This window comes from Bacillus sp. FJAT-27231 (assembly GCF_001183975.1).
In the GTDB taxonomy this organism is placed as follows: Bacteria; Bacillota; Bacilli; order Bacillales; family Domibacillaceae; genus Pseudobacillus; species Pseudobacillus wudalianchiensis.
Window position 1 is genome coordinate 259,870 of the sequence record NZ_LFZU01000001.1, and the last position, 21,205, is coordinate 281,074.

Genomic DNA, 21,205 nt, shown 5'->3' on the forward strand with positions numbered 1-21,205 from the left:
ATATCATTATTCATTTAGATGAACCAGCAAGAGCACATTAAAAAAGTCAGCCGAGATAAGGGTCCCAGGCTGATTTTTTTAGTGAAGGGGCATAAGCGGACTCTTTGCTTTTAAAAATGGTTAATAAACTGTTTTCAATTTCGTCATCTTTTTCAAGCTGGTAACAAGTTAGACGTTTATGCCATTTATTCATTTCCACTTCATTGCTAATTACCTTGATCATTTGCTGTTCAATTGGCCGATGCATATTGAGCTCATACACGAGATGCTGCTCTTTTAAGTAATGGCAATTGATTTCCTCTTGCCCCGGTAATCTATCAAGAATAAAGACGGGCAGAGATTTTTCCAGCACTTCCGTAATGGTAATTCCGCCTGGCTTCGTAATAATAGCTGAAGCTTCATCATAGTACTGATTCATCTGCTTCCGGCAGTTCGTATAAGGAATGGCTTCTATTTTTTCATGCTGAAGAGATTGAACCTGTTCATACAGCTTCTTATTATGCCCGCACAATACTTTATAGGAATATTGAAGCGGAGCAGCAGCCAGCTGTTCAATTAATACTTTTAAATTACCGAGACCGCTATTGCCGCCGGCTATTAAAATAGATCCTTCAGACGACGAACGTGAAGGCTTGCGAAAGAAAGGATGAACCGGTATACCGGTTACAAATATTTGTTCTTGCTTTAACGAATAGCGTTTTATTAGCTGCTCTTTTGCTTCCTGATGCGGAACAAAATGAAAATCAATGTATTCTTTTCCCCATATATCATTCATAAAGAAATCTGTATATACGTTCACGACAGGGACATGAATTTTTCCTCGTTTTTTAAGATAATTAAGAAGTTTAGAAGGATAACAGTGAGTACAAATAATAACATCCGGCTGTTCCTCTTCAATGAATTTTTCCATCCGCCAGGCAAGATAGTTATCCCAAAAACAAAGGGAAAAGCGGGAAGACGTATGTTTTTTTTGATTAGATGAATAAATAAATGAATGATAAAACTTGCTATATAGAGCTGGCTTGCGGTTGATCCATTTCAAATAAGTATTCGAAATGACTGTCTCTATGCCGCTGTGAAAATGACTTAAACAGTCAACTGTCTTCACTTCGATTTCCGCTTTGATATTAGATAAATAGCCAGCGATTGCCTCAGCTGCCTTATGATGTCCGGAAGGCATACGGAAAAGGGGCAGTAATAAAACTTTCATAGGCGAAAACTCCTTTAGTGTTCGGTGCTAGCAGCTTTATTTTTAGACTTCCTCCATCTATATAGAAGTTGAATCAAGAAGCCGATGAAAAAAATAACACCGGCGATCGTTACGTAAATAGGCTTGATGGTAATATAAGAGCTCACTGTGTAGCCAATCATTATATAGAACAATACCCATATACATGAGCCCAAAACAGAAATAAAAAGGAACAAAATGAAGGGGAATTTGGATAAACCAGCAAAATAAGGGTTGAACTGTCGTATGCCTGGGATGAAGAAGCCAGTGAATAAAGACTTCTTCATATCCCAATGAAGGACGAGTTTCTTCCACCTGCTTTTGCTCATACCTACATATTTTCCATAACGATCGAGTAAAGGCTTTCCGATTTTGCGGCCAAGCAGGTAACTTGTCAGCATGCCGGAAAGAGCACCTGCTGAGATCGCTAGCCAAGCCGAGGTAAGAGGAATGCCTTGGTGCCTAGCCAAGATACCTATATAAACGAATAAGCTCTCCTCCGGTACGGGAATGCCAACGATTCCAAAAAAGCCAACAATGAATAAAATAACGAGTCCATATTGTGACAAGTAATCCAGAATTTGCGATTCCATGTTACACCTCACTCTTTTCAGGTTGATGTAACATCGTATGAATATTTACAAAATGGTAGTTTGCCGAATCTTCATCTGCCAGAAAGAGTTCCAGCGCTTTCAAAGTATTAGCAGGAGCCCGTTCATCGGCACCTAGTGTTGTGCCGCTGTCATGCAAAGTGATAATGGCACCGTTTTTTCTCTCTTTTCTTAATCGGTTGGCAAGCTTCTCAGGGTGCACGCTTTCTTTCCAATCGCCGGGGATCGCTGTCCACATAATCGTCTGCAGGGGCTTCACGGCATATAAGGTCAATGCATTGAAATGTCCCCAAGGCGGCCTGTAGTACAGGGGAGGTTCCCCTGTTATGTTTGTAATAGTCGATTGTGCATGACGCAATTGTTTTTTAAAGGCAAAAGGGGAGAACAGCCAGTTGGATCGGTGACTATCGTTATGTATACCGAGCGAGTGGCCTCTTTTATGAATTTCTTGAACGATGTGTGGATAAGTACGTGCTTTAGACCCTACAATGAAAAAAGTGGCTTTTACTTCGTGTTTTTCTAGTAAATCAAGCAGGTGGGGGGTATACATCGGATCGGGACCGTCATCAAAAGTCAAAGCGATCATATTCTCCCTTGTCCCGCGTTTATATATCCCTATTCCGAATATCCGGATGAACACCGTAGCTCCGACCGTATAAATAAAAAGGAAAAGTAAAATCAGGGCTGCTGTTATCAACAATGTTATCATTCCTTTACAAACAAACTGTTGGAGCGACTTTTTTAAAATTCGCCCTTTTAGAGAAATCTCCTGCTAAACAACCTGGCTTTGAAAAGAAAAAGAAAAAAGAGAATGAACCGGATACTATTAGCCGGTTCATTCTCTTTTCGCAATGGGCAAGTTATATTGCCTTTGATTCGGTCAGTGGAAGGGGGGGCTGTTTCTCTGGAAGAGATTGTTCCTCTAATTTCATTGGCGGCTTTTTTCGCACTTCCACATACTTAATTTGATGATCTTCCATAGCTTTGATGGTAAAGAGATAGTCCTCATAATCAATGCTGTCCCCCTGAACCGCTTCATAGTTCTCTGTAAGAATCCAACCGCCAATTGTATCGATATCTTCATCTTCCATGGAGAGGTGGAGCAATGTATTTACTTCATTAATCAATACTTTACCGTCCATAATATAGTGGGTGTCAGATACTTTCTGGATGAGCGGCACTTCGTCTGTATCAAACTCATCCTGAATTTCACCAACAATTTCTTCTAAAATATCTTCGATGGTCACTAAGCCGGATGTTCCACCGTATTCGTCCATCAACACGGCCATATGAATGCGTTCTTTTTGCAGCTTAACGAGCAATTCATGGACCGGAACAGAATCGATGACACGGATGACAGGCCGTACGTAATGCTCGAGTGAAAGCGGGCCGATTTCTTTTTGTTTTACATAGTCAGTGAGCACCTCTTTGAAGTTGACGAGACCAATAACATGGTCCTTGTCGCCATCGATGATAGGGTAGCGTGTAAATCGCTCTTCTCGTACAACATCGATGAACTCCTCAATCGTCATCTCCTTAGACAATGTCACCATTTCCGTACGTGGAACCATAATCTCTTTTGCAATGCGATCGTCAAACTCAAAAATTCTATTCACATATTTAAATTCAGAAGGGTTAATTTCACCGCTTTTTAAGCTTTCCGATAAGATCAAGCGAAGTTCTTCTTCTGTGTGTGCAGCTTCGCTTTCAGAAACAGGTTTTATTCCAAATAGGCCGGTAATTAACCGGGCTGTTCCGTTAAGTGTCCAGATAAAAGGATACATCGCTTTATAAAATATAATTAAAGGCCGGGCAAAGAGAAGAGTCAGCTCTTCTGCCTTTTGAATGGCCAATGTTTTGGGCGCAAGCTCTCCTACCACTACGTGAAGGAAAGTAATAATGAAAAAGGCTGCCCCCACAATGATCACATGGGACAAAGAAGCAGGAACGTGGAGAAAATCCATAAGCGGTCTTAACAGGCCAGCCATAGCCGGTTCTCCAATCCAGCCAAGTGCAAGAGCTGTTATCGTAATACCAAGCTGACAGGCCGATAAGTATTCATCCAAGCTGGAAATAACAAGCTTCGCAGCTGGCGCTTTCGAATGACCTTCTTCTAGCAGCTGATGAATCCGCGAGCTGCGGACTTTAACGATAGCAAATTCTGAAATAACGAAAAAAGCAGTTAAAGCGATAAGGATCACGATGAACACTAGGTTAAATATGTCCAAATAGTTTCCTCAGTCCGTCTTTAGACGGACAAGGAGTCACCTCCTGTAAAGTCAAGTTACCTGATTGACGAACCAATCTTTCACTTCAACAAGCCGCATCTTTAGGGAGGCTGGCTTATGGGAGAACTCATATTGAACCTTCATTGTCCCATCGAATCACCTCTTACCGAACTAAAATGATTATTAATAGTATAATGAATACTGATTTTTCAGTCAAATCAAAGATACTATTTTATATGTTCGCCATAAGGAGAATATGCCTGCTTATACTTACATTAGTTGCTGTAAAAACCAGGAGGCAATAGAAAAATAAATAATTAATGAAAGGATGTCATTAATTGTTGTAATCAACGGTCCGGAAGCGACTGCTGGATCAACATTTAGTTTGTATAAAATTAATGGAATAACTGTGCCGGCAAGTGTGCCGATAATAAGAGTCAGCAATAGGGAAGAACTGACAACCACTCCTAATATGGCATTTCCTTGCCAGAAAAATGCGATCAAAAAAATCAAAATGGCGCATACAATACCTATAATAAAGCCTACTCCAAACTCTCGGCCTATAAGACTTAACACAGTTTTCATATCAATGTCACGAGAGGCGAGACCACGTACTACCACAGCGAGTGATTGAGTACCAGTATTACCTGTCATTCCGGAAATCATAGGCATGAAAAAGGTAAGGGCTACTACTTGCTTTAATGTATCCTCAAAACCAGAAATAATGCTTCCAGAAACAAGACCGATAAATAGTAATAGGATGAGCCATGGCAGCCGGCGAAATGCAGCAGTGGAAGCTTTCGTATCAAAATCGATTGATTTACCAGAAGCAGAAAGCTTCTCAATGTCTTCATTTGCTTCCTTGATAACAATATCAAGGATATCGTCAAACGTCACAATCCCGACAAGCACATCATTTTCGTTAACGACAGGAATAGCGAGAAAGTCGTAGCGCTCAATCAGGCGGGCAATCTCTTCTTGGTCCGTATAAACAGAAACAGAAATGACCCGGCCATACATGACATCGCTCACTTTTTCGCTAGTATCTGCCAAGAGCAGGTCGCGATATGAAACAACGCCGACAAGTTTTTTTTGCCCGTCAATCACATATAAATAGTTGATTGTTTCTGCAAATTCAGCAAAGGTTTTTAATTTATCCACTGCTTCACGCACGGTATAAGTATCCCGAATCCAGACGAACCGGTTTGTCATCAGCCGTCCGGCTGTTTCTGGCGGGTAAGCCATCATGCTTTCAATAATAGTAGACTCTTCTTTTTTCATCCCCGCTAAAAACGACTTTATTTTTTCAGGGGACATATCATCAAGCAATGAAGCTAAGTCGTCGTTATCCATGTCATCGAGAACTTTACGCGAACGCTCTTTTCCTACTTTTTTTAGTACAGCCAGCTGATCTTCATTATCGAGCTCCTGAATCATATCCGTCAAAATAGGAATGCTGAGCTGAAGCAGAAAGCGTGTTTGATGCTTTTCAGGTAAATTTGTATAGATAGAAGCCATGTCATAAGGATGAAGTTCATCCAGTAACTTTTGAAGTTCTTTCTTTTTTCCTTCTTTTAATGCTCTTATGATCAGAAGCGTCATTTGATCTTCAGTTAAATTTGTCAGCATAGGCATCCCTCCTCGGTGAAAAAACTCATTCTTTTCCATTATAAAGCGAACGGAAAAGGAAAGTGAAAAAGAATCTTTCATATTTATTAGATTTTAACATACGAGTTTTCGAATTCTTTTGCTAAAATAGAAAGTATAACATATTGATGCGGAAAAGACGTTGTAATTTCGAGAAAATCGGGGGTCATCGCTTTGAAGAGCCAAGGGACTATGAAAGAGCTGATTTATGTTCACTTGAATACAGCTCACCAATATGCAATTTCATATGGAATTGATTTTCATGATTTTGTTCGGAGCCTCTCCCAGGAGCTGAATCATTTGTTGCTGTTAAAGCACCAATACAGCGGAGCGGATTTTAATATGCACACGAGGTTTAATTATGTGGAAGCAGAAGAGGTTAAGAAGTTACTGAAGGAGCCGATCGCCGAATATGGAGACTTCTGTTGGCTGGACTTTGATGATATGGAGGGGCTGAATGAGCTGGAGGGCCGGGAGATTGCCGAACTGCTTTACCTTGGCCACTGTAAACATCATTTAAGGGTTCCATTTTACAGTAAATTGAACAATCGCTATGCCTATCTTTCCGAAGAAGATGAATGGTTTAATAAAACATATTATCGTTATCTACCTGATTTTTATTCTATGCTCGGACAGGCGATTTCGTTCAAGCTCGGTTATTTCCGAAGTGAGAAAACGATTTTTTCTTTACGGAAGGGGAATTTATTTCCAGCTATTCCGAAAGAAATGGTAGCTTCTTTTACTGATAAAATGAAAGAAGGCATGGTTATTTCTTTGACAAAAACAGTTCAAAGCCGCGCAAAGGTCGAAGTGCCTATTTGGGTAGTGGGCGACTATATCAATATGGATGAAATGTTCGACGAGTATGTAAAGTGCTACAAGCAGGCACCTGATGGTCATTTTGAATTTGATAAAAAGACTCGCGAGTGGAGCGTGTATTTTTAAGAGAAACAAGTCCTGAATAAGTCGATGAAAGCTTATTCAGGGCTTCCTTTTGCGCTATGCGGTTGAGGCATTAATAATGTCCAAGCCGCCTTTACATACGGTACATACATAACTGAACGAAAAGCAGGCCACAGGCGGTTTCTCTTTCCAGAGTAGACGAGAAGGATGCTCTTAGCTTTTTCAACCCTTTACAGTGGGGGTTATATAGTGAACTGAACGCATAAGCAAGAGAGATAAAGAATAATCATGATAAAAAAGTAAAAGCTTGATAATTGTTTGGCAATATTTGCTTAAAAGAGGGGCAGAAGCCGGTGGTGGGAAGGGGTGCAAATCGGGAGGATAGTTGCATGTAAATTTAGTTTTTCTTTGCTTAAAGCATGATAGAATGGAAACAATGAATTTTTTCATTTAATTATTTGGAGGGTTAATATGAGAACGAAACTGTGCTTATTATATGGAGGCAAATCCGCTGAACATCAAGTGTCTTTACAAACAGCAAAAGCGGTTATTGGAGCACTTGATTTAAATAAATTTGATATTTACCCTGTTTATATTACAACAGAAGGAAATTGGATTGAAGGGAACCAACTGACTGCTCCAGTAGATCAAGTATCCGAGCTGCAGTTTGCGAGCGATGGTCAGTCATCCGCAGTGGCGCACAGTTTGATTTCTAAAAAATATGATGTGATTTTTCCGCTTTTACATGGGCCGAATGGTGAGGACGGTACTGTTCAAGGGTTACTCGAAGTAATGAACCTTCCATACGTGGGCAATGGAGTACTGGCATCGTCAGCAGGCATGGATAAAGTCATTATGAAAAATATCTTTGCTCAAGCCAATTTGCCTCAAGTTAACTATGTATGGCTTACTCGAAAAGTATGGATGGAAGATAAAGAAGCGGCTTATGAAAAAGCGGAAAAAGAGCTTGGTTATCCATGTTTTGTCAAACCGGCTAATCTTGGATCAAGTGTCGGCATTAGTAAATGTACAAACCGCGAAGAGTTAGCGGCAGCTTACGAGGAAGCGTTCCAGTTTGATCGTAAGATTATTGTAGAAGAAGGAGTCACAGCCAAAGAGCTGGAAGTTGGCTTATTAGGTAATGACGATCCCAAATGTTCCGTAATCGGGGAGATTGTTCCGAAAAAGACTTTTTATGATTACAAAGCAAAGTATGAAGATGGAAATACAGCTTTAATTATTCCGGCTGAAATACCTGAAGATGTACAAACTAATATGAAAAAGATGGCGGTTACGGCTTTCCAAGCATTGGATTGTTCAGGACTTGTCCGAGCTGACTTTTTCTTGAATGAAAAGGGTGAGCTGCTGATTAATGAAGTAAATACAATGCCTGGATTTACTCCTTTTAGTATGTTCCCTTTGCTTTGGAAGCATGCGGGCGTTGAATATCCTCTATTGATTGAAAAACTAATCGAGCTTGCAAAAGAACGATATGAGGAAAAACAGCAACTTAAATATACTTTTTAAAGGTGGACATTGATTTTATGATGCGTAAGACCATTGAACAAATAGTTAATATAATAAAGGTAGAAAATAACGTCGAAGCATTTAAAGACCGACTCGTGGAAGGGGTAGTCATCGATTCCCGAAAAGCGGTAAATGGTCAGTTGTTCGTTCCTTTTAAAGGGGAAAATACCGACGGCCACCAGTATATTAGGCAGGCCATTAAACAAGGGGCAGCGGCGGCTCTTTGGCAAAAAGACCGGCCTAACCCGCCTGCCGATTTACCGGTGTTAGTAGTAGAAGATACGTTGAAAGCATTACAGCAGCTAGCGAAAGCTTATCGGGAAGAGTTGAACGTAAAAGTTATTGGCATTACTGGCAGTAACGGAAAAACTACAACAAAAGACATGACAGCAAGCCTCCTCTCTCGAAAGTTTAAAGTACAAAAGACAGAGGGCAATTTCAATAATCATATCGGCCTGCCGCTTACGATCCTCTCTTTAAAAGAAGATACAGAAGCTGCTGTTATTGAAATGGGTATGAGCCATAAGGGAGAAATTGACTTATTGACGAAAATCGCTGCTCCAGATATAGCGATTATTACAAATATCGGAGAATCTCATTTACAGGACTTAGGCTCAAGAGAAGCAATCGCTGAGGCGAAACTTGAGATCGTAAACGGTCTTGCAGAGGATGGTACATTGATTTACCACGGAGATGAACCGCTTTTAACAGAAGCCTTACAAGAGACGGAATTAAAAACGCAAACTTTTGGATTAGATGAAAGCAATGATATGTACCCGCTCTCGATTGAAACGCTTCAAGAAGGCAGCCGGTTTCAGGTCAATGGAGCACCTGGCGTAGAATTTTTCCTTCCTATTATAGGGAGACACAATGTATTGAATGCGATGGCGGCTATGCTCGCGGCGCGTAAGCTGGGCGTTTCTTTTGAAGAGATCAAGCAGGGACTAACATCTATCGAATTAACGAAAATGCGAATGGAAATGACGAAGGGCATCAAAGGATCGAAAGTAATCAACGATGCGTACAATGCAAGCCCTACTTCAATGAGGGCAGCGATTGAGCTGACTGAAAAAATGCCTGGTTTCGAACGAAAGATCCTTGTGCTTGGAGATATGCTTGAGTTAGGACTGGATGAGGAGCTGTTCCACTATCAAGTCGGCCAAGCGGTGAACGGAGAATTTATTGACTATCTCTTCACATTCGGGCGATTAGGCCAATTTATTGCCGCTGGAGCAAAAAATTCTCTTGGAGAAGATCACATCTTTGTCTTTAACGATAAACAGGAACTAATTAAAAAATTGAAGTCCATTCTCTCGACCGGCGACTTAGTTGTAGTGAAAGCATCTCGCGGTATGAAACTCGAGGAAGTTGTAGAAGCGCTTGAAAATGAGTAACCCCCAAAATCATAGGCAGGGGAGCAACGGAATAAGAGGAGCGTTTGTCAACGGCCTGAAAGCGATTCGAATAGACTTCGTCTCCACTTCTCAACGCCAGGTGAAAATCCTGGTGTTTTCCTTTTGAAGAGGGAGGAAAAGGGGTAATCATTACCGTATATAAAAAGAAAACAACGCAAAAAGGAAATGGTGAAAAAGATGATTGGTTGTTTATGCATCCATGGTTTCACTGGAGCCCCTTATGAAGTAGAACCACTCGCTGAGTATTTGCATGAAAAAACCACTTGGAAAATCGTTGTGCCGACATTGCCTGGCCACGGAGAAACACTTTCGTTAAAAGGGATTACGTATAAACAATGGATTAAATGTGCAGAAAAAGAAATGGAAAAGCTGCTTGTTGAATGTGAGACTATCTATGTGATTGGATTTTCAATGGGCGGGTTAATTGCTGCTTACTTGGCGGAAAAATATCCTGTAGAAAAACTTATATTATTGAGCGCTGCGGCTAAATATATTAATGTAGGACAGTTGCTCAAGGATATCAAGCAAATGTGGAAAGATATGAGAAGCGGAACGTTAAGTGAAAATGAACTGTTTTTGCGTTATAAGAATAAGTTTTTGTTCACACCGCTATCAGCAGCTTGGCAGTTTCGGAAAATGGCTGCTTACAGCAAACCGCTTTTCGCTAAAATTCAAGTGCCGACTTTCATTGCTCAAGGTTTAGCGGATGGGATTGTGCCGCCTAAAAGTGCTGAGTATATCTACCGTCGTCTACCATCGAACCAGAAGGAACTTTATTACGTGCCGCATGCAAAGCACCATATTTGCCATACAGGGGAAAAGGAGCAGCTGTTTGAAAAAGTCTTTACATTTTTAAAGGGAAGTAGTAGAGTAATTTAAATATCGATTGTGTTGTAATAAACCAACAAAAATGGTATGATGACAATAACTTTTGCTCTTCATGTGAAGGGTATTTTTTGTTTGATACGGCAATCGAAATAGAAGGAGAAGAAAATATTGACGAAATTTAAAGATCTAAATTTAAGTGAAACCACTTTAAAAGCTATTGATAAAATGGGATTTGAAGAAGCAACACCAATTCAAGCACAGACAATTCCAGCAGGCCTTGAAGGCAAGGATATTATTGGTCAGGCGCAGACAGGAACAGGGAAGACAACTGCTTTTGGAGTGCCAATGATTGAAAAAATTGATACAAATAACCATACAGTACAGGGGTTAGTGATTGCTCCAACAAGGGAGTTGGCTATCCAAGTATCAGAAGAACTATACAAAATTGGGAGCGGCAAGCGCGTCGGTATTTTAGCTGTATATGGCGGCCAGGACATTCAACGCCAAATTCGCGCGTTAAAGAAACGCCCACACATCATTGTAGGTACACCTGGACGAATCTTAGATCATATTAACCGAAAAACGTTGAAGCTTGATAGCTTGCAGACACTCGTATTGGACGAGGCAGACGAAATGCTGAACATGGGCTTTATTCAAGATATCGAGGCTATTCTTTCCCATATGCCAGCCGAACGCCAAACGTTATTGTTTTCAGCGACAATGCCTAAGCAAATTCGTGCGATAGCCGAGAGATTTATGAATGATCCTGTAACGATTCGTGTGAAGACAAAGGAAATGACTGTTTCCAATATTGAACAGCACTATGTGAAGGTGCATCAGCGTGATAAGTTCGATGTGCTTTCTCGTTTGATTGATGTTCACTCACCAGAGCTTGCCATTATCTTTGGTCGTACGAAAAGACGGGTTGATGAGTTGGCTAACGCCTTAAGTCTTCGTGGTTATCAGGCAGAAGGCATTCATGGCGACTTAACTCAAGCGAAACGTTTAACTGTCCTCAAGCGTTTCAAAGAAGGAAAAATTGATGTTCTTGTGGCGACAGATGTAGCTGCCCGCGGACTTGATATTTCAGGTGTTACACATGTGTATAACTACGATATCCCGCAAGACCCGGAAAGCTACGTTCACCGAATTGGCCGTACAGGCCGTGCCGGCAAAGAAGGTGTCGCTATTACATTCGTTGAGCCGAGGGAAATGAGCTATTTAAAAGAGGTAGAAAGAACGACGAAGAAAAAAATGTCACCAATGGCTGCACCTACGTGGGATGACGCATTAGTTGGCCAGCAACAGGCAGCAGTAAATGAGCTAGAAGAGTCTGTTGCTAAGAATGATCTTTCTCAATATAAAGTATTGGCCAAGGATCTACTTGATCAGTACGATGCTGAACAGCTCGTAGCTGCTGCGTTGAAATTGATTACAAAAGAGCCAGATCGCACACCGATTCATATTACGAACGAATCTTCTCTTCCACAAAAGAAAGATAAGTTCCGTTCTAAGAACTCAAGCTCCAAAAAGCCGTATGGCAACCGTCAGGGCGGACGTTCATCTGGTGGTGGCAACCGCTCTTATAACCGAGACCGCAAAAGCAATCCAAGAAGAAAACATACTTCTCAATAAATAGTTTATGATAAGGGACTGTCCCATTAAGTTAGTGAAATGCTAACTTTTGGGCAGTCCTTTTTTAATAAGCAGATGTATGAATTTAGATAAAAAGATGAACAGAATGAAACTTTTACCTCTACTGAAACGTTAGAACAAGAAAACCATAATGAAGGCTGTGGATAGGCAATGAAAGAGCCAGAAAAAAGAATTTCACAAAAGGCTTTACGAGTTTGGAGAATATCAGGAGTCATAGGCTCAGCGTTTTTATGGCTGTTCATAATCGGAGCGGGAGCTATTATTTTTATGAAACAATGGCCTCTCTGGATTTTTTTAATTCTCATAGCTGCGGGGATAGCAGAAGTGCTGACGGTCGTTGTCATTCTGCCAAATATGCGCTGGAAGAGATGGCGGTATGAGGTAAGAGAGCAGGAGATTGAGCTGCAGCGAGGAGTGTTTATTGTTCGGCGCACACTTATCCCTATGACTCGTGTGCAGCATGTAGATACGAAGCAGGGACCGCTTTTGCGCAAATACGGACTAGGGGCTATTCAAATTTCAACGGCTGCGACGATTCATGAAATACCAGCCGTTGAGATAGAAGAAGCAGAGGAGATGAGAAAGGTGATTGCAGCTCTTGCAAGGGTGACGGAAGATGTCTGATCCTAAAAAGCTCCATCCTCTTTCCGCGGTACTCACTTTTTTTCGAGAATTAAAAAGCCTTGTCTTGCCGGTTATTTTTCTCTTTTTCATGGGAAATGGTGAAAAACATAACGTTTGGGATTACGTGCCGATCATCGGGCTAGGAGCCGTTATTTTGTTTGTTCTCGTTTCAGGTGTTATAAAGTGGCTGCGCTTTACTTATCGACTAGAAGAGAATGAGCTTAAAATTGAATATGGTCTTTTTGTAAAAAAGAAGCGATATATCCCGGTTGAGCGTATTCAAAGTCTAGATATCTCCGCAGGAATCCTCCACCGGCTGTTTGGCCTCGTTAAAATAAGAGTGGAAACAGCCGGAGCAGGCGGTGGATCAGATTCAGAAGCCGAATTGACAGCGATCACGAAAGCGGAAGCGCAGACTCTCCAGCAATTCATTAATGAGGAAAAAAGCCGGAAAGTCTTAGCGAATAAGCAGGATGCCGGTTGCGAAAAAGCAGAGAGTCGGATCGGTGGGGATATTTTTTATCGAGCTGGCCTCTTTGAACTGCTGCTGTTGGCCGCTACATCCGGTGGGATTGGTGTTGTTATTTCCGCTGTCTTCGCTTTTTTATCTCAGTTCCAGGATGTTATACCTTATGAGAAGATTTTTAAAGAAGCAGCTCATTTTTTCGAGATGGGAACGATCGTAATCGCTATACTTGTTTTTCTCGTTCTGTTTATTGCTTGGGTGATTTCCATTGGGTTAACCCTGCTAAGATATGCCGGGTTTGCGTTAAGCAAGGAAGAGGGAAACGTGGTTATTCAAAAAGGATTGCTCGAAAAACAACAGCTCACTATTCCGATGGACCGCATACAGGGAATTACTATTTTAGAAAACCCACTTAGGCAAATTTTAGGGTATTGCTCTGTTCACCTTGAAAGTGCAGGGGGAGCAGGTGAAGAAAAAGGCAGCGCAAGCATGGTCATTATGCCAATGGTGAAAAAGAAAAAGGCGTTACAAATGCTGGCAGAACTATTTCCAGATTATTGTTTCTCAGCCAGTTTGACACCTCTTCCACTGAGATCAGCAAGCAGATATATTGGAAGAGCGTGCTTATTTGCCACTCCTCCTGCCATAGCCGCAGCCTGGCTATTTTGGCCGTTTGGACTATGGGGGCTTACTGCCTTTTTGCCTGCTGTGCTTTATGGATTTGCTCGTTTTAGAGCAGCAGGGTGGAATGTTGGCGCCGGCCAGCTTACCGTAAGAACGAGGAGTGTTTCCGTGCAAACGGTTTTTATGCTCCGTCATCGTATTCAATCGCTGGAAATGATCAAAACATGGCGGCAAAGACAGAGAAAGCTAGCATCTGTTCATTCGGTTGTTAAAAGCGGAGCCGCCGGTAAAAAAATAAAAGTGACTGATGCTTCAGCTGCTGATGCAGAAGAAATATATCGGTGGTACGAGTTAAGGAAGAAGGGATAAGAGGATGATACAAGGCATTGGTATGGATATCGTAGAAATTAGCCGAATTCAAAAGCTCATTGAAAGGCAGCCAAAATTTATTGAACGTATATTAACAAAAAAGGAGCAAGAAATATTTTATAGCAGAAAGGGCCGCCGGCAATATGAATACGCTGCTGGCCGCTTTGCAGCTAAAGAAGCTTTTGCCAAAGCGCTTGGAAGCGGAATTGGTGAGACTCTTTCTTTTCAAGATATTGAAACAGCAGCAGATGAATATGGAAAACCTTATATTGAAGCGCCTCTTTCTTCGGGTGTACACTTATCGATCACGCATAGCCAAGAATATGCGGCTGCCCAAGTCATCATCGAAAAATAAATAAAAAAGAACAGCCCCTTTCGGACAATCATATTTTGGAAGGTTGTCTCATATATTTTTAATGCGAAAGGGGTTGTGGTGAAATGACAAAAAGAAGGTTAGTCTGGCTCTTATGCCTGGTTGCTTTATTTGTTCTTTCTGCCTGCGGAGCAAAATCTAAGGAAGATGTGACGAAGGATTTAAATGAAAAAGCGGAAGAGATGAAAGGGTACAAGGCTACCGCGAAAATGACGCTGCAGACAGGGGAGGAAAAGCAGGCGTATCACGTAGAAATTTGGAATAAAGACAACCATTTTTACCGTGTAGAATTATCGAATGACAAGAAGGATCAAAGTCAGATGATCTTGAAGAACGAATCGGGTGTATACGTTTTGACACCATCTTTGAATAAGAGCTTTAAATTCCAAAGTGATTGGCCAAAAAACAGCAGTCAAGCTTATTTGTTTGAGTCGCTTGTCAAAGATATTAAAAGTGACCAGGAAGCAGTATTCAAAGAAACAGACAAGCATTATGTATTTGAAACCAAGACAAGATATCCAAACAGTCACATGCTTCCTCTTCAAGAAATTACGTTCAATAAGCGTGATTTGGCCCCGGTGTCTGTTAAAGTAATGGACCCGGACCGCAAACCGGTGTTAACGGTCAGCTTTACGAAAGTAGACTTTAAGGCGAGCTTTGAGAAATCATCTTTTGATGTGAAAAAGAATATGACTGGAGCTCAATTAGAGATGCCAGTGCTTGCTCAGGAGAAAGATGAGGAGTTTACGGTTTTTTATCCGCAGGCAGAGGTTGTAGGAAGTCGTTTGATTGAGGAAAATGAAATGTTAACAGCGAATGGCAAGCGAATTGTTCTCACGTATGGAGGGGATAAGTCGTTCACCGTTGTGGAGGAAAAAGCGGCATCGCTGTCGGCAGCCTCGATCGAAACAGCGAGCATGAACGGCGAAATGGCTGATCTTGGCTTTGCTTTTGGAGAAATAACCGATCAGTCACTTTCCTGGTCTTATAAAGGCGTTGATTATATGATTGCTTCTAAAGATTTAAGTGAAGCCGAAATGATTGAAGTGGCCCGATCAATGCAAGCAGAAATGGAAAAGTAAATAAAGGTGGATGCATAAAGTTTATGATAGATGCAGAGAGTTTTGGGAACGGGAATTCGACGTTCCTTTTTCTTTTGGATAAAAGTTTAGGCGAGTGTGAATAATGAAGCCTGAACGATGAATAATCTCATTTCTAGATCAGTCAGGGGGTTTTTACCGCGACAGCCCTTGCTGTATACTTAAAATAAGGTTGCAAGAAATTGAATCTTCCAACTTCACGTATACAGATAGGAAAGAAGGGGCATGTGTTGACAGTAGAGACCAAGTTTTATCGTGATACATGGGCAGAGATCAATCTGGACCATGTTTCGTACAATGTAAGGGAAACGATTAAGTTGCTTCCTGAGGACAAAAAGTTATTTGCTGTGGTGAAGGCTAATGCTTATGGACATGGGGATGTACAAATTGCGAGAACAGCTATAGAAGCGGGGGCGCAAGGGTTAGCTGTTGCTTTCTTTGATGAGGCACTTTCTGTAAAGAAGGCAGATCTCTCCGTTCCACTGCTCGTGCTGGGAGCAAGCAATCCAGAAGCAGCCCAAATAGCGGCTGAGCAGCAAATTTCGTTAACCGTCTTTCGATTGGAATGGCTAAAGGAAGCAGAGAAATACTTAGAGGATGGCCAGGTACTTCGTGTGCATATCAAGTGCGACACAGGGATGGGAAGGCTTGGCGTCAAAACAGTAGAAGAACTGAATGAATTGGCCGCACTTATTGATGAGTCCCCGAAATTTTTCCTAGAAGGGGTATTCACTCATTTCGCTACAGCGGATGCTCTGGATACGGATTATTTCGAAGAACAATATCAGACCTTCACGAAGATGGTAGACGAGCTTAAAGTGAAGCCGGCTTTTGTTCATTGCGCCAACAGCGCCACGACACTGCGTTTTGAAAAAGCTTACTTTAATGCTGTTCGCCTCGGCATTTCGATGTATGGGCTCGCTCCGTCTAATGAAATGAAAGAGGAGCTGCCGTTTCCGTTAAAACAAGCTTTTTCTCTCCATACGAGGATCGTTCACATTAAAAAGCTGAAAAAAGGTGAAAAGATCAGCTATGGCGCCACATATGAAACACAAGGAGAAGAATGGATCGCAACATTGCCAATCGGTTATGCAGATGGCTGGCTGCGGAAGCTTCGAGGTCAGGAAGTATTAGTCGGCGGTAAAAAGGTGCCGATTGTGGGCAGGGTTTGTATGGATCAATGTATGATCCGGCTGCCGGAAGAAATGCCGGTTGGAACTCAAGTGACGCTTATCGGGAAACAGGGAGAAGAAGAAATTACCATGGATGATATTGCCCGAAAGATGGACACAATTAACTATGAGGTTCCTTGTATTATTACCGCACGCGTCCCAAGAGTTTATAAGCAGAACGGCGAAACTATCGAAGTAATAAATCCTTTGTTGAAATGAGAAATTCAATCTATATTTATCGGCGTTTTTTGGAAAAAAATTAGTGAATTTGCGCTTTTTTCTTCTGTTATTTTAAGATAACGGCTAAGAAATCTGAATTCGCCTTCCCTTGCAAAAGAAAAGATGGTATGATGAAAATGACAGTTAACGAGACGGTGTAGTGATTGGTGGAGGTGTAGTTCGTGTCTGAATCAAGCGCAACAACAGAAGTGTTAATTCGTTTGCCACAACAATTTGTTAAAGAACTAGACGGGTATGCTGAACTTGAAAAGATTAACCGTAATGAATTTATCTACAGAGCAACAAAGATGTATCTTCGTGAAAGAAAAAAGCGTCAGATTAGAGAATCTATGAGACGCGGTTACATGGAAATGGCGAAAATCAACTTGGCTATCGCTTCAGAAGCCATGCAAGCTGAGTATGAGGCTGGTAATACTGTAGAACGTTTAGTAAGTGGAGGATAATCCGTGTGATAGTTAAGCGTGGTGACGTATATTTTGCAGACCTGTCCCCTGTTGTCGGATCCGAGCAAGGCGGCGTGCGGCCTGTGCTAGTGGTTCAAAACGACATTGGGAATCGGTTCAGTCCCACTATTATTGTTGCTGCTATAACAGCGCAAATTCAAAAAGCTAAGTTGCCTACACATGTTGAAATTGATGCAAAGCGTTACGGCTTTGAACGTGATTCCGTTATCTTACTTGAGCAAATCCGGACAATCGATAAACAACGTTTAACGGATAAAATCACTCAACTTGATGAGGAAATGATGGAAAAAGTGGACGAAGCCTTGCAAATCAGCTTAGGTCTTATTCAGTTTTAAATAGACGCCCGCTAGGTTACACTAGCTGGGCGTCTTGTTTTTTTTAGAGTATTTTGCCGATAGGTGGTACTCTCGCTTTTTTATTATCGAAATAAACATTATAATGTTTATTAGTGACGATAAATATTAGCCGGTGCGAAAAAATGGAAGTGAAAATCAGTTTAGTTTTATGATTGAAGTTGTTAAAATTGAGAAAGCAGATTTGGGAATAATAAACGGACGGGGCTGCCCGGCATATAAAAATAAATTCCTTCAACCTTCTCGCATAGGGACCTGGTAATTACTATGCTTTGAACGAAAGAAAGGAGCCGGACCGTTTAGAGGACAGTCTCTACATAGAGCGGATGCGTGATCACCGAAAAAGAAGAATTGGAGTTGTCTTGATGCGTAAATTAATTTTTGACTATGTGCAAACTCATAAAAGCGAAATATTAAAAGAGTGGATTAGCCAGATGAAGCAGGACGCCGATGAGCGTGCTGTTCAAACGATGTCTGCTCAAATGTTTACAAAAACGAGCAGTGAATTTATTGAATTGCTGATTTCTAACTTTACTGAAACGGAGGAAGAGTTTCAGTCGAAGGTAGTGGGATTCGCTGAAAAAATTGTCAGATTAGGATGGCCGCTGACTATTGTAACACTTGGGCTGCGTACGTTCAGTCACATCGTAGCAGAAGGATTGCAAAAGGAAGAATTAGTCGGACAGCATAATTTTATCGAGTATTCTTTTGAGTTTGAGCGCTGGATGTTCCCTTTGTATAACACGATTATTGATACTTACGCTGACACATGGGAGCGCACCGTTTCTTTACAAAAGATTGCCTTGCAGGAACTATCTGCTCCTCTTATCCCAGTTTTTGAAAAGATATCAGTCATGCCCCTTGTAGGGACGATTGATACGGAAAGAGCTAAGCTTATTATGGAAAACTTGCTGGATGGGGTTGTGAAACACCGTTCAGAAGTGGTCTTAATTGATATTACAGGCGTCCCGGTTGTCGATACGATGGTAGCCCATCATATCATCCAGGCGGCGGATGCTGTTCGACTTGTTGGTGCTAAATGCATGATTGTCGGCATTCGGCCGGAAATCGCCCAAACCATCGTCACTCTTGGTATTAATCTAGATCAGGTTATTACAACAAGTACGTTGAAAAAAGGAATTGAAGAAGCCTTAGAGATGACGGAAAGAAAAATCATCGAAGTGGAGGAAGAAAGATGAGAATACCAATTTTAAAACTTCATGATTGTTTACTAATTTCGATACAATGGGAACTCGATGATCAAACAGCCCTGCAATTCCAAGAAGATTTATTGCATAAAATCCACGAAACGAGCGCAAGAGGGGTAGTGATTGATTTAACCTCGATTGACTTTATTGATTCTTTTATCGCGAAAGTGCTCGGAGATGTAATTAGCATGTCAAAGCTTATGGGAGCGAAAGTAGTGATCACAGGAATTCAGCCCGCCGTTGCTATTACCTTGATCGAATTGGGTATACGCCTTGAAGATGTCTTGACAGCTCTTGATTTAGAAAAAGGTTTGGAGAAACTTCAACGGGAACTGGAGGACTAATCTATGGATTCTTGCGTCAAGATTACAAATGAATGGGACATCGTAGCTGCAAGGCAGCTCGGCAGGAATGTAGCCAAAGACCTAGGATTTGGCACAGTCGACCAGGCCCGTATCACGACAGCTATTAGTGAGCTGGCGCGTAATATTTACCTTTATGCCGGCCAGGGCCAGGTATGCATAGAAAAGACAGAGGCTGCTGGAAAAGTCGGATTAATCATTATTTCAGAGGATCAGGGACCTGGTATTCAAGATCTTCGTAAAGCGATGGAAGACGGTTTTTCTACCTCTGGAGGACTTGGAGCCGGTTTGCCCGGCGTGAAACGCCTTGTAGATGAGTTTACGATTGACTCTACTCCAGGGGAGGGTACACTTATTAGGGCAATCAAGTGGCTCCGTTAAGGAGGGCAAGTATGGAATTTAGGGAAGTAATGCAGGAAAAATATAAAGAAATTCTTGAGAGTTACATGAAGGACCAAAATGAGCAGGCATTGTATCTCAGTCAAAAATTCAGCAGGAAATCCATTGAGCACAAAATCTCTCCTGAAGAAATTATTAGCCTTCATAAAACAGCTCTATTAGATCTTGGAATAGAGTTTTCCGAGGCGATGCTCCCTTCTTTCGACATTTTGCTTGAAGTCATGATGGCATATGGTCTTGCTTATCGTGAGCATCAAAATCTGCGCACCATTCAGCAGGAGTTGAAAAGTGAGATCGAAGTGGCAGCTAATATGCAGCAAACACTTCTGGGGACACAAGTTCCTGATGTGGATTGTCTTGATATTGGGGCCATTAGTGTACCAGCAAGACAAATGAGTGGGGATTATTATCATTTTGTCCAGGATGAACAGGGCGCTGTCAGTGTTGCAATTGCGGATGTTATTGGAAAAGGAATACCAGCAGCGCTTTGTATGTCTATGATTAAATACTCAATGGACAGTCTGCCAGAGGGACAATATGAACCGAGCCAGGTGCTTGAAAGCTTAAATAGAGTAGTAGAACAGAATGTAGACCCCACAATGTTTATTACGATGTTCTATGGAATGTACAATACAGTGAATCATACATTCTATTATTCTTCTGCAGGTCATGAACCCGGCTTCTTTTATGACCACGAGACAAAGGATTTTAAAGAGTTGTACGCGAAAGGCTTACTGCTTGGCGTAAGTAAGAAAACAAAGTACCGTCAATTCGAGAAGAAAGTGGAAGTAGGAGATATTATCCTGCTTATGTCTGATGGTGTAACGGAGTGTCGAACAGAGGAAGGTTTTATAGAAGTAGATACCCTAAAGGGATATATTCAAAAGTATATTCATCTAGAAGCCCAGGAAATTGCGGATAAAGTATATAAAGAGCTTGAGTTTTTGCAAGGTTTTCAGTTGCGTGATGATTTTACCTTGATTATTTTAAAGAGAATCAAATAAGGAAAGGTTTATGTTCTTTTAAGCTGGGTATACTTTAAAAACAGTGGAGTAATAAAGAAGAGGTGGGTTTAAAATGAACATTACAATTGATGTGAAAGAAACAGAACTACAAACAAAAGTGAGAATCGCTGGAGAAATTGATGCATATACAGCACCAAAGCTTCGTGAGACTGTATTTCCATATACCGAGAAAGAAACATCTAACATAGTCGTTGATTTATCAGAAGTATCTTATATGGACAGCACAGGCTTAGGAGTATTCGTGGGGCTTTTCAAGAGCTTAAATGCCAACGGAGGTACTCTGCAGTTGATTGGTTTGTCAGAACGCTTAAGAAGATTGTTCGATATTACCGGCCTTGCAGACATTATGAATATTAATTCCGAAGTAGAAGGTGGCGTTTGAT

General features: G+C 41.4%; 22 protein-coding genes. 17 read left to right on the plus strand and 5 right to left on the minus strand.

Annotation, left to right across the window (positions count from 1 at the left end):
- Window positions 1-46: 46 nt before the first annotated feature.
- The 5 genes from AC623_RS01285 to mgtE all read right to left on the minus strand — a co-directional run bounded on the left by AC623_RS01285 (window position 47) and on the right by mgtE (window position 5,696).
- A complete protein-coding gene (locus AC623_RS01285) occupies window positions 47-1,210 on the minus strand; it encodes an MGDG synthase family glycosyltransferase (RefSeq protein WP_049659728.1) in 1,164 nt (387 codons plus the stop codon).
- 14 nt (window positions 1,211-1,224) lie between these two features.
- Window positions 1,225-1,821 (minus strand): DedA family protein, encoded by a 597-nt coding sequence (locus AC623_RS01290; protein ID WP_049659732.1) that lies wholly within the window; start codon window positions 1,819-1,821, stop codon window positions 1,225-1,227.
- A 1-nt stretch (window position 1,822) separates the two neighbouring features.
- Window positions 1,823-2,539 (minus strand): polysaccharide deacetylase family protein, encoded by a 717-nt coding sequence (locus AC623_RS01295; protein WP_442853520.1) that lies wholly within the window; start codon window positions 2,537-2,539, stop codon window positions 1,823-1,825.
- 160 nt (window positions 2,540-2,699) lie between these two features.
- Entirely contained in the window at window positions 2,700-4,067 is a 1,368-nt protein-coding gene (locus tag AC623_RS01300; protein WP_049659735.1) for a hemolysin family protein, read from the minus strand.
- 270 nt (window positions 4,068-4,337) lie between these two features.
- Window positions 4,338-5,696, minus strand: coding sequence for a magnesium transporter (gene mgtE, locus AC623_RS01305; protein ID WP_049659737.1), 1,359 nt, complete (start codon window positions 5,694-5,696; stop codon window positions 4,338-4,340).
- 192 nt (window positions 5,697-5,888) lie between these two features.
- On the opposite strand from mgtE, the gene AC623_RS01310 reads away from it, so the two are divergent.
- The 17 genes from AC623_RS01310 (at window position 5,889) to AC623_RS01390 (ending at window position 21,204) form a co-directional block, all read left to right on the plus strand.
- Window positions 5,889-6,659 carry a hypothetical protein gene (locus tag AC623_RS01310; protein WP_049659739.1) on the plus strand — a complete coding sequence of 257 codons (771 nt, stop codon included), beginning with the start codon at window positions 5,889-5,891 and terminating at the stop codon, window positions 6,657-6,659.
- 429 nt (window positions 6,660-7,088) lie between these two features.
- Window positions 7,089-8,144 (plus strand): D-alanine--D-alanine ligase, encoded by a 1,056-nt coding sequence (locus AC623_RS01315; protein WP_049659741.1) that lies wholly within the window; start codon window positions 7,089-7,091, stop codon window positions 8,142-8,144.
- A 17-nt stretch (window positions 8,145-8,161) separates the two neighbouring features.
- Window positions 8,162-9,538: a UDP-N-acetylmuramoyl-tripeptide--D-alanyl-D-alanine ligase gene (locus tag AC623_RS01320; protein WP_049659743.1), complete on the plus strand. Its 1,377-nt coding sequence runs from the start codon at window positions 8,162-8,164 to the stop codon at window positions 9,536-9,538.
- Between the two features lie 198 nt (window positions 9,539-9,736).
- On the plus strand, window positions 9,737-10,438 hold the full coding sequence (locus tag AC623_RS01325; RefSeq protein WP_049659746.1) for an alpha/beta hydrolase: 702 nt from the start codon (window positions 9,737-9,739) through the stop codon (window positions 10,436-10,438).
- Between the two features lie 117 nt (window positions 10,439-10,555).
- Window positions 10,556-12,022, plus strand: a complete 1,467-nt coding sequence (locus AC623_RS01330; protein WP_049659748.1) for a DEAD/DEAH box helicase — start codon at window positions 10,556-10,558, stop codon at window positions 12,020-12,022.
- 288 nt (window positions 12,023-12,310) lie between these two features.
- Window positions 12,311-12,667 (plus strand): PH domain-containing protein, encoded by a 357-nt coding sequence (locus tag AC623_RS01335; protein ID WP_331456975.1) that lies wholly within the window; start codon window positions 12,311-12,313, stop codon window positions 12,665-12,667.
- Window positions 12,660-14,126 carry a PH domain-containing protein gene (locus AC623_RS01340; RefSeq protein WP_049659752.1) on the plus strand — a complete coding sequence of 489 codons (1,467 nt, stop codon included), beginning with the start codon at window positions 12,660-12,662 and terminating at the stop codon, window positions 14,124-14,126. The genes AC623_RS01335 and AC623_RS01340 overlap by 8 nt, the downstream gene beginning before the upstream one ends.
- Before the next feature lie 4 nt (window positions 14,127-14,130).
- Complete coding sequence (gene acpS, locus AC623_RS01345; RefSeq protein ID WP_049659756.1) at window positions 14,131-14,481, plus strand: holo-ACP synthase; 351 nt, start codon at window positions 14,131-14,133, stop codon at window positions 14,479-14,481.
- Window positions 14,482-14,564: 83 nt separating this feature from the next.
- Window positions 14,565-15,581 carry a LolA family protein gene (locus AC623_RS01350; protein ID WP_049659758.1) on the plus strand — a complete coding sequence of 339 codons (1,017 nt, stop codon included), beginning with the start codon at window positions 14,565-14,567 and terminating at the stop codon, window positions 15,579-15,581.
- 248 nt (window positions 15,582-15,829) lie between these two features.
- Complete coding sequence (alr, locus tag AC623_RS01355) at window positions 15,830-16,990, plus strand: alanine racemase (protein WP_049659762.1); 1,161 nt, start codon at window positions 15,830-15,832, stop codon at window positions 16,988-16,990.
- A 182-nt stretch (window positions 16,991-17,172) separates the two neighbouring features.
- Window positions 17,173-17,454, plus strand: coding sequence for a CopG family ribbon-helix-helix protein (locus AC623_RS01360; protein ID WP_049659765.1), 282 nt, complete (start codon window positions 17,173-17,175; stop codon window positions 17,452-17,454).
- A 5-nt stretch (window positions 17,455-17,459) separates the two neighbouring features.
- A complete protein-coding gene (locus tag AC623_RS01365; protein WP_041100719.1) occupies window positions 17,460-17,810 on the plus strand; it encodes a type II toxin-antitoxin system PemK/MazF family toxin in 351 nt (116 codons plus the stop codon).
- Window positions 17,811-18,193: 383 nt separating this feature from the next.
- Window positions 18,194-19,027, plus strand: coding sequence for an RsbT co-antagonist protein RsbRA (locus tag AC623_RS01370; protein WP_049659771.1), 834 nt, complete (start codon window positions 18,194-18,196; stop codon window positions 19,025-19,027).
- Window positions 19,024-19,380 (plus strand): STAS domain-containing protein, encoded by a 357-nt coding sequence (locus tag AC623_RS01375; protein ID WP_049659773.1) that lies wholly within the window; start codon window positions 19,024-19,026, stop codon window positions 19,378-19,380. Before AC623_RS01370 ends, AC623_RS01375 begins: the two co-directional genes overlap by 4 nt.
- A gap of 3 nt (window positions 19,381-19,383) precedes the next feature.
- A complete protein-coding gene (locus AC623_RS01380; protein ID WP_049659778.1) occupies window positions 19,384-19,779 on the plus strand; it encodes an anti-sigma regulatory factor in 396 nt (131 codons plus the stop codon).
- An 11-nt stretch (window positions 19,780-19,790) separates the two neighbouring features.
- Entirely contained in the window at window positions 19,791-20,801 is a 1,011-nt protein-coding gene (locus tag AC623_RS01385; protein ID WP_049659780.1) for a PP2C family protein-serine/threonine phosphatase, read from the plus strand.
- A gap of 73 nt (window positions 20,802-20,874) precedes the next feature.
- Window positions 20,875-21,204, plus strand: coding sequence for an anti-sigma factor antagonist (locus AC623_RS01390; protein ID WP_049659783.1), 330 nt, complete (start codon window positions 20,875-20,877; stop codon window positions 21,202-21,204).
- Window position 21,205 lies beyond the last annotated feature (1 nt).

Coding starts and splice junctions, on each gene's coding strand:
- AC623_RS01285 (WP_049659728.1), bottom strand. CDS start 1,210: ATGAAAGTTTTATTACTGCCCCTTTTCCGTATGCCTTCCGGACATCAT.
- AC623_RS01290 (WP_049659732.1), bottom strand. CDS start 1,821: ATGGAATCGCAAATTCTGGATTACTTGTCACAATATGGACTCGTTATT.
- mgtE (WP_049659737.1), bottom strand. CDS start 5,696: ATGCTGACAAATTTAACTGAAGATCAAATGACGCTTCTGATCATAAGA.
- AC623_RS01315 (WP_049659741.1), top strand. CDS start 7,089: ATGAGAACGAAACTGTGCTTATTATATGGAGGCAAATCCGCTGAACAT.
- AC623_RS01320 (WP_049659743.1), top strand. CDS start 8,162: ATGATGCGTAAGACCATTGAACAAATAGTTAATATAATAAAGGTAGAA.
- AC623_RS01325 (WP_049659746.1), top strand. CDS start 9,737: ATGATTGGTTGTTTATGCATCCATGGTTTCACTGGAGCCCCTTATGAA.
- AC623_RS01335 (WP_331456975.1), top strand. CDS start 12,311: ATGAAACAATGGCCTCTCTGGATTTTTTTAATTCTCATAGCTGCGGGG.
- AC623_RS01340 (WP_049659752.1), top strand. CDS start 12,660: ATGTCTGATCCTAAAAAGCTCCATCCTCTTTCCGCGGTACTCACTTTT.
- acpS (WP_049659756.1), top strand. CDS start 14,131: ATGATACAAGGCATTGGTATGGATATCGTAGAAATTAGCCGAATTCAA.
- AC623_RS01350 (WP_049659758.1), top strand. CDS start 14,565: ATGACAAAAAGAAGGTTAGTCTGGCTCTTATGCCTGGTTGCTTTATTT.
- AC623_RS01370 (WP_049659771.1), top strand. CDS start 18,194: ATGCGTAAATTAATTTTTGACTATGTGCAAACTCATAAAAGCGAAATA.
- AC623_RS01375 (WP_049659773.1), top strand. CDS start 19,024: ATGAGAATACCAATTTTAAAACTTCATGATTGTTTACTAATTTCGATA.
- AC623_RS01380 (WP_049659778.1), top strand. CDS start 19,384: ATGGATTCTTGCGTCAAGATTACAAATGAATGGGACATCGTAGCTGCA.
- AC623_RS01385 (WP_049659780.1), top strand. CDS start 19,791: ATGGAATTTAGGGAAGTAATGCAGGAAAAATATAAAGAAATTCTTGAG.
- AC623_RS01390 (WP_049659783.1), top strand. CDS start 20,875: ATGAACATTACAATTGATGTGAAAGAAACAGAACTACAAACAAAAGTG.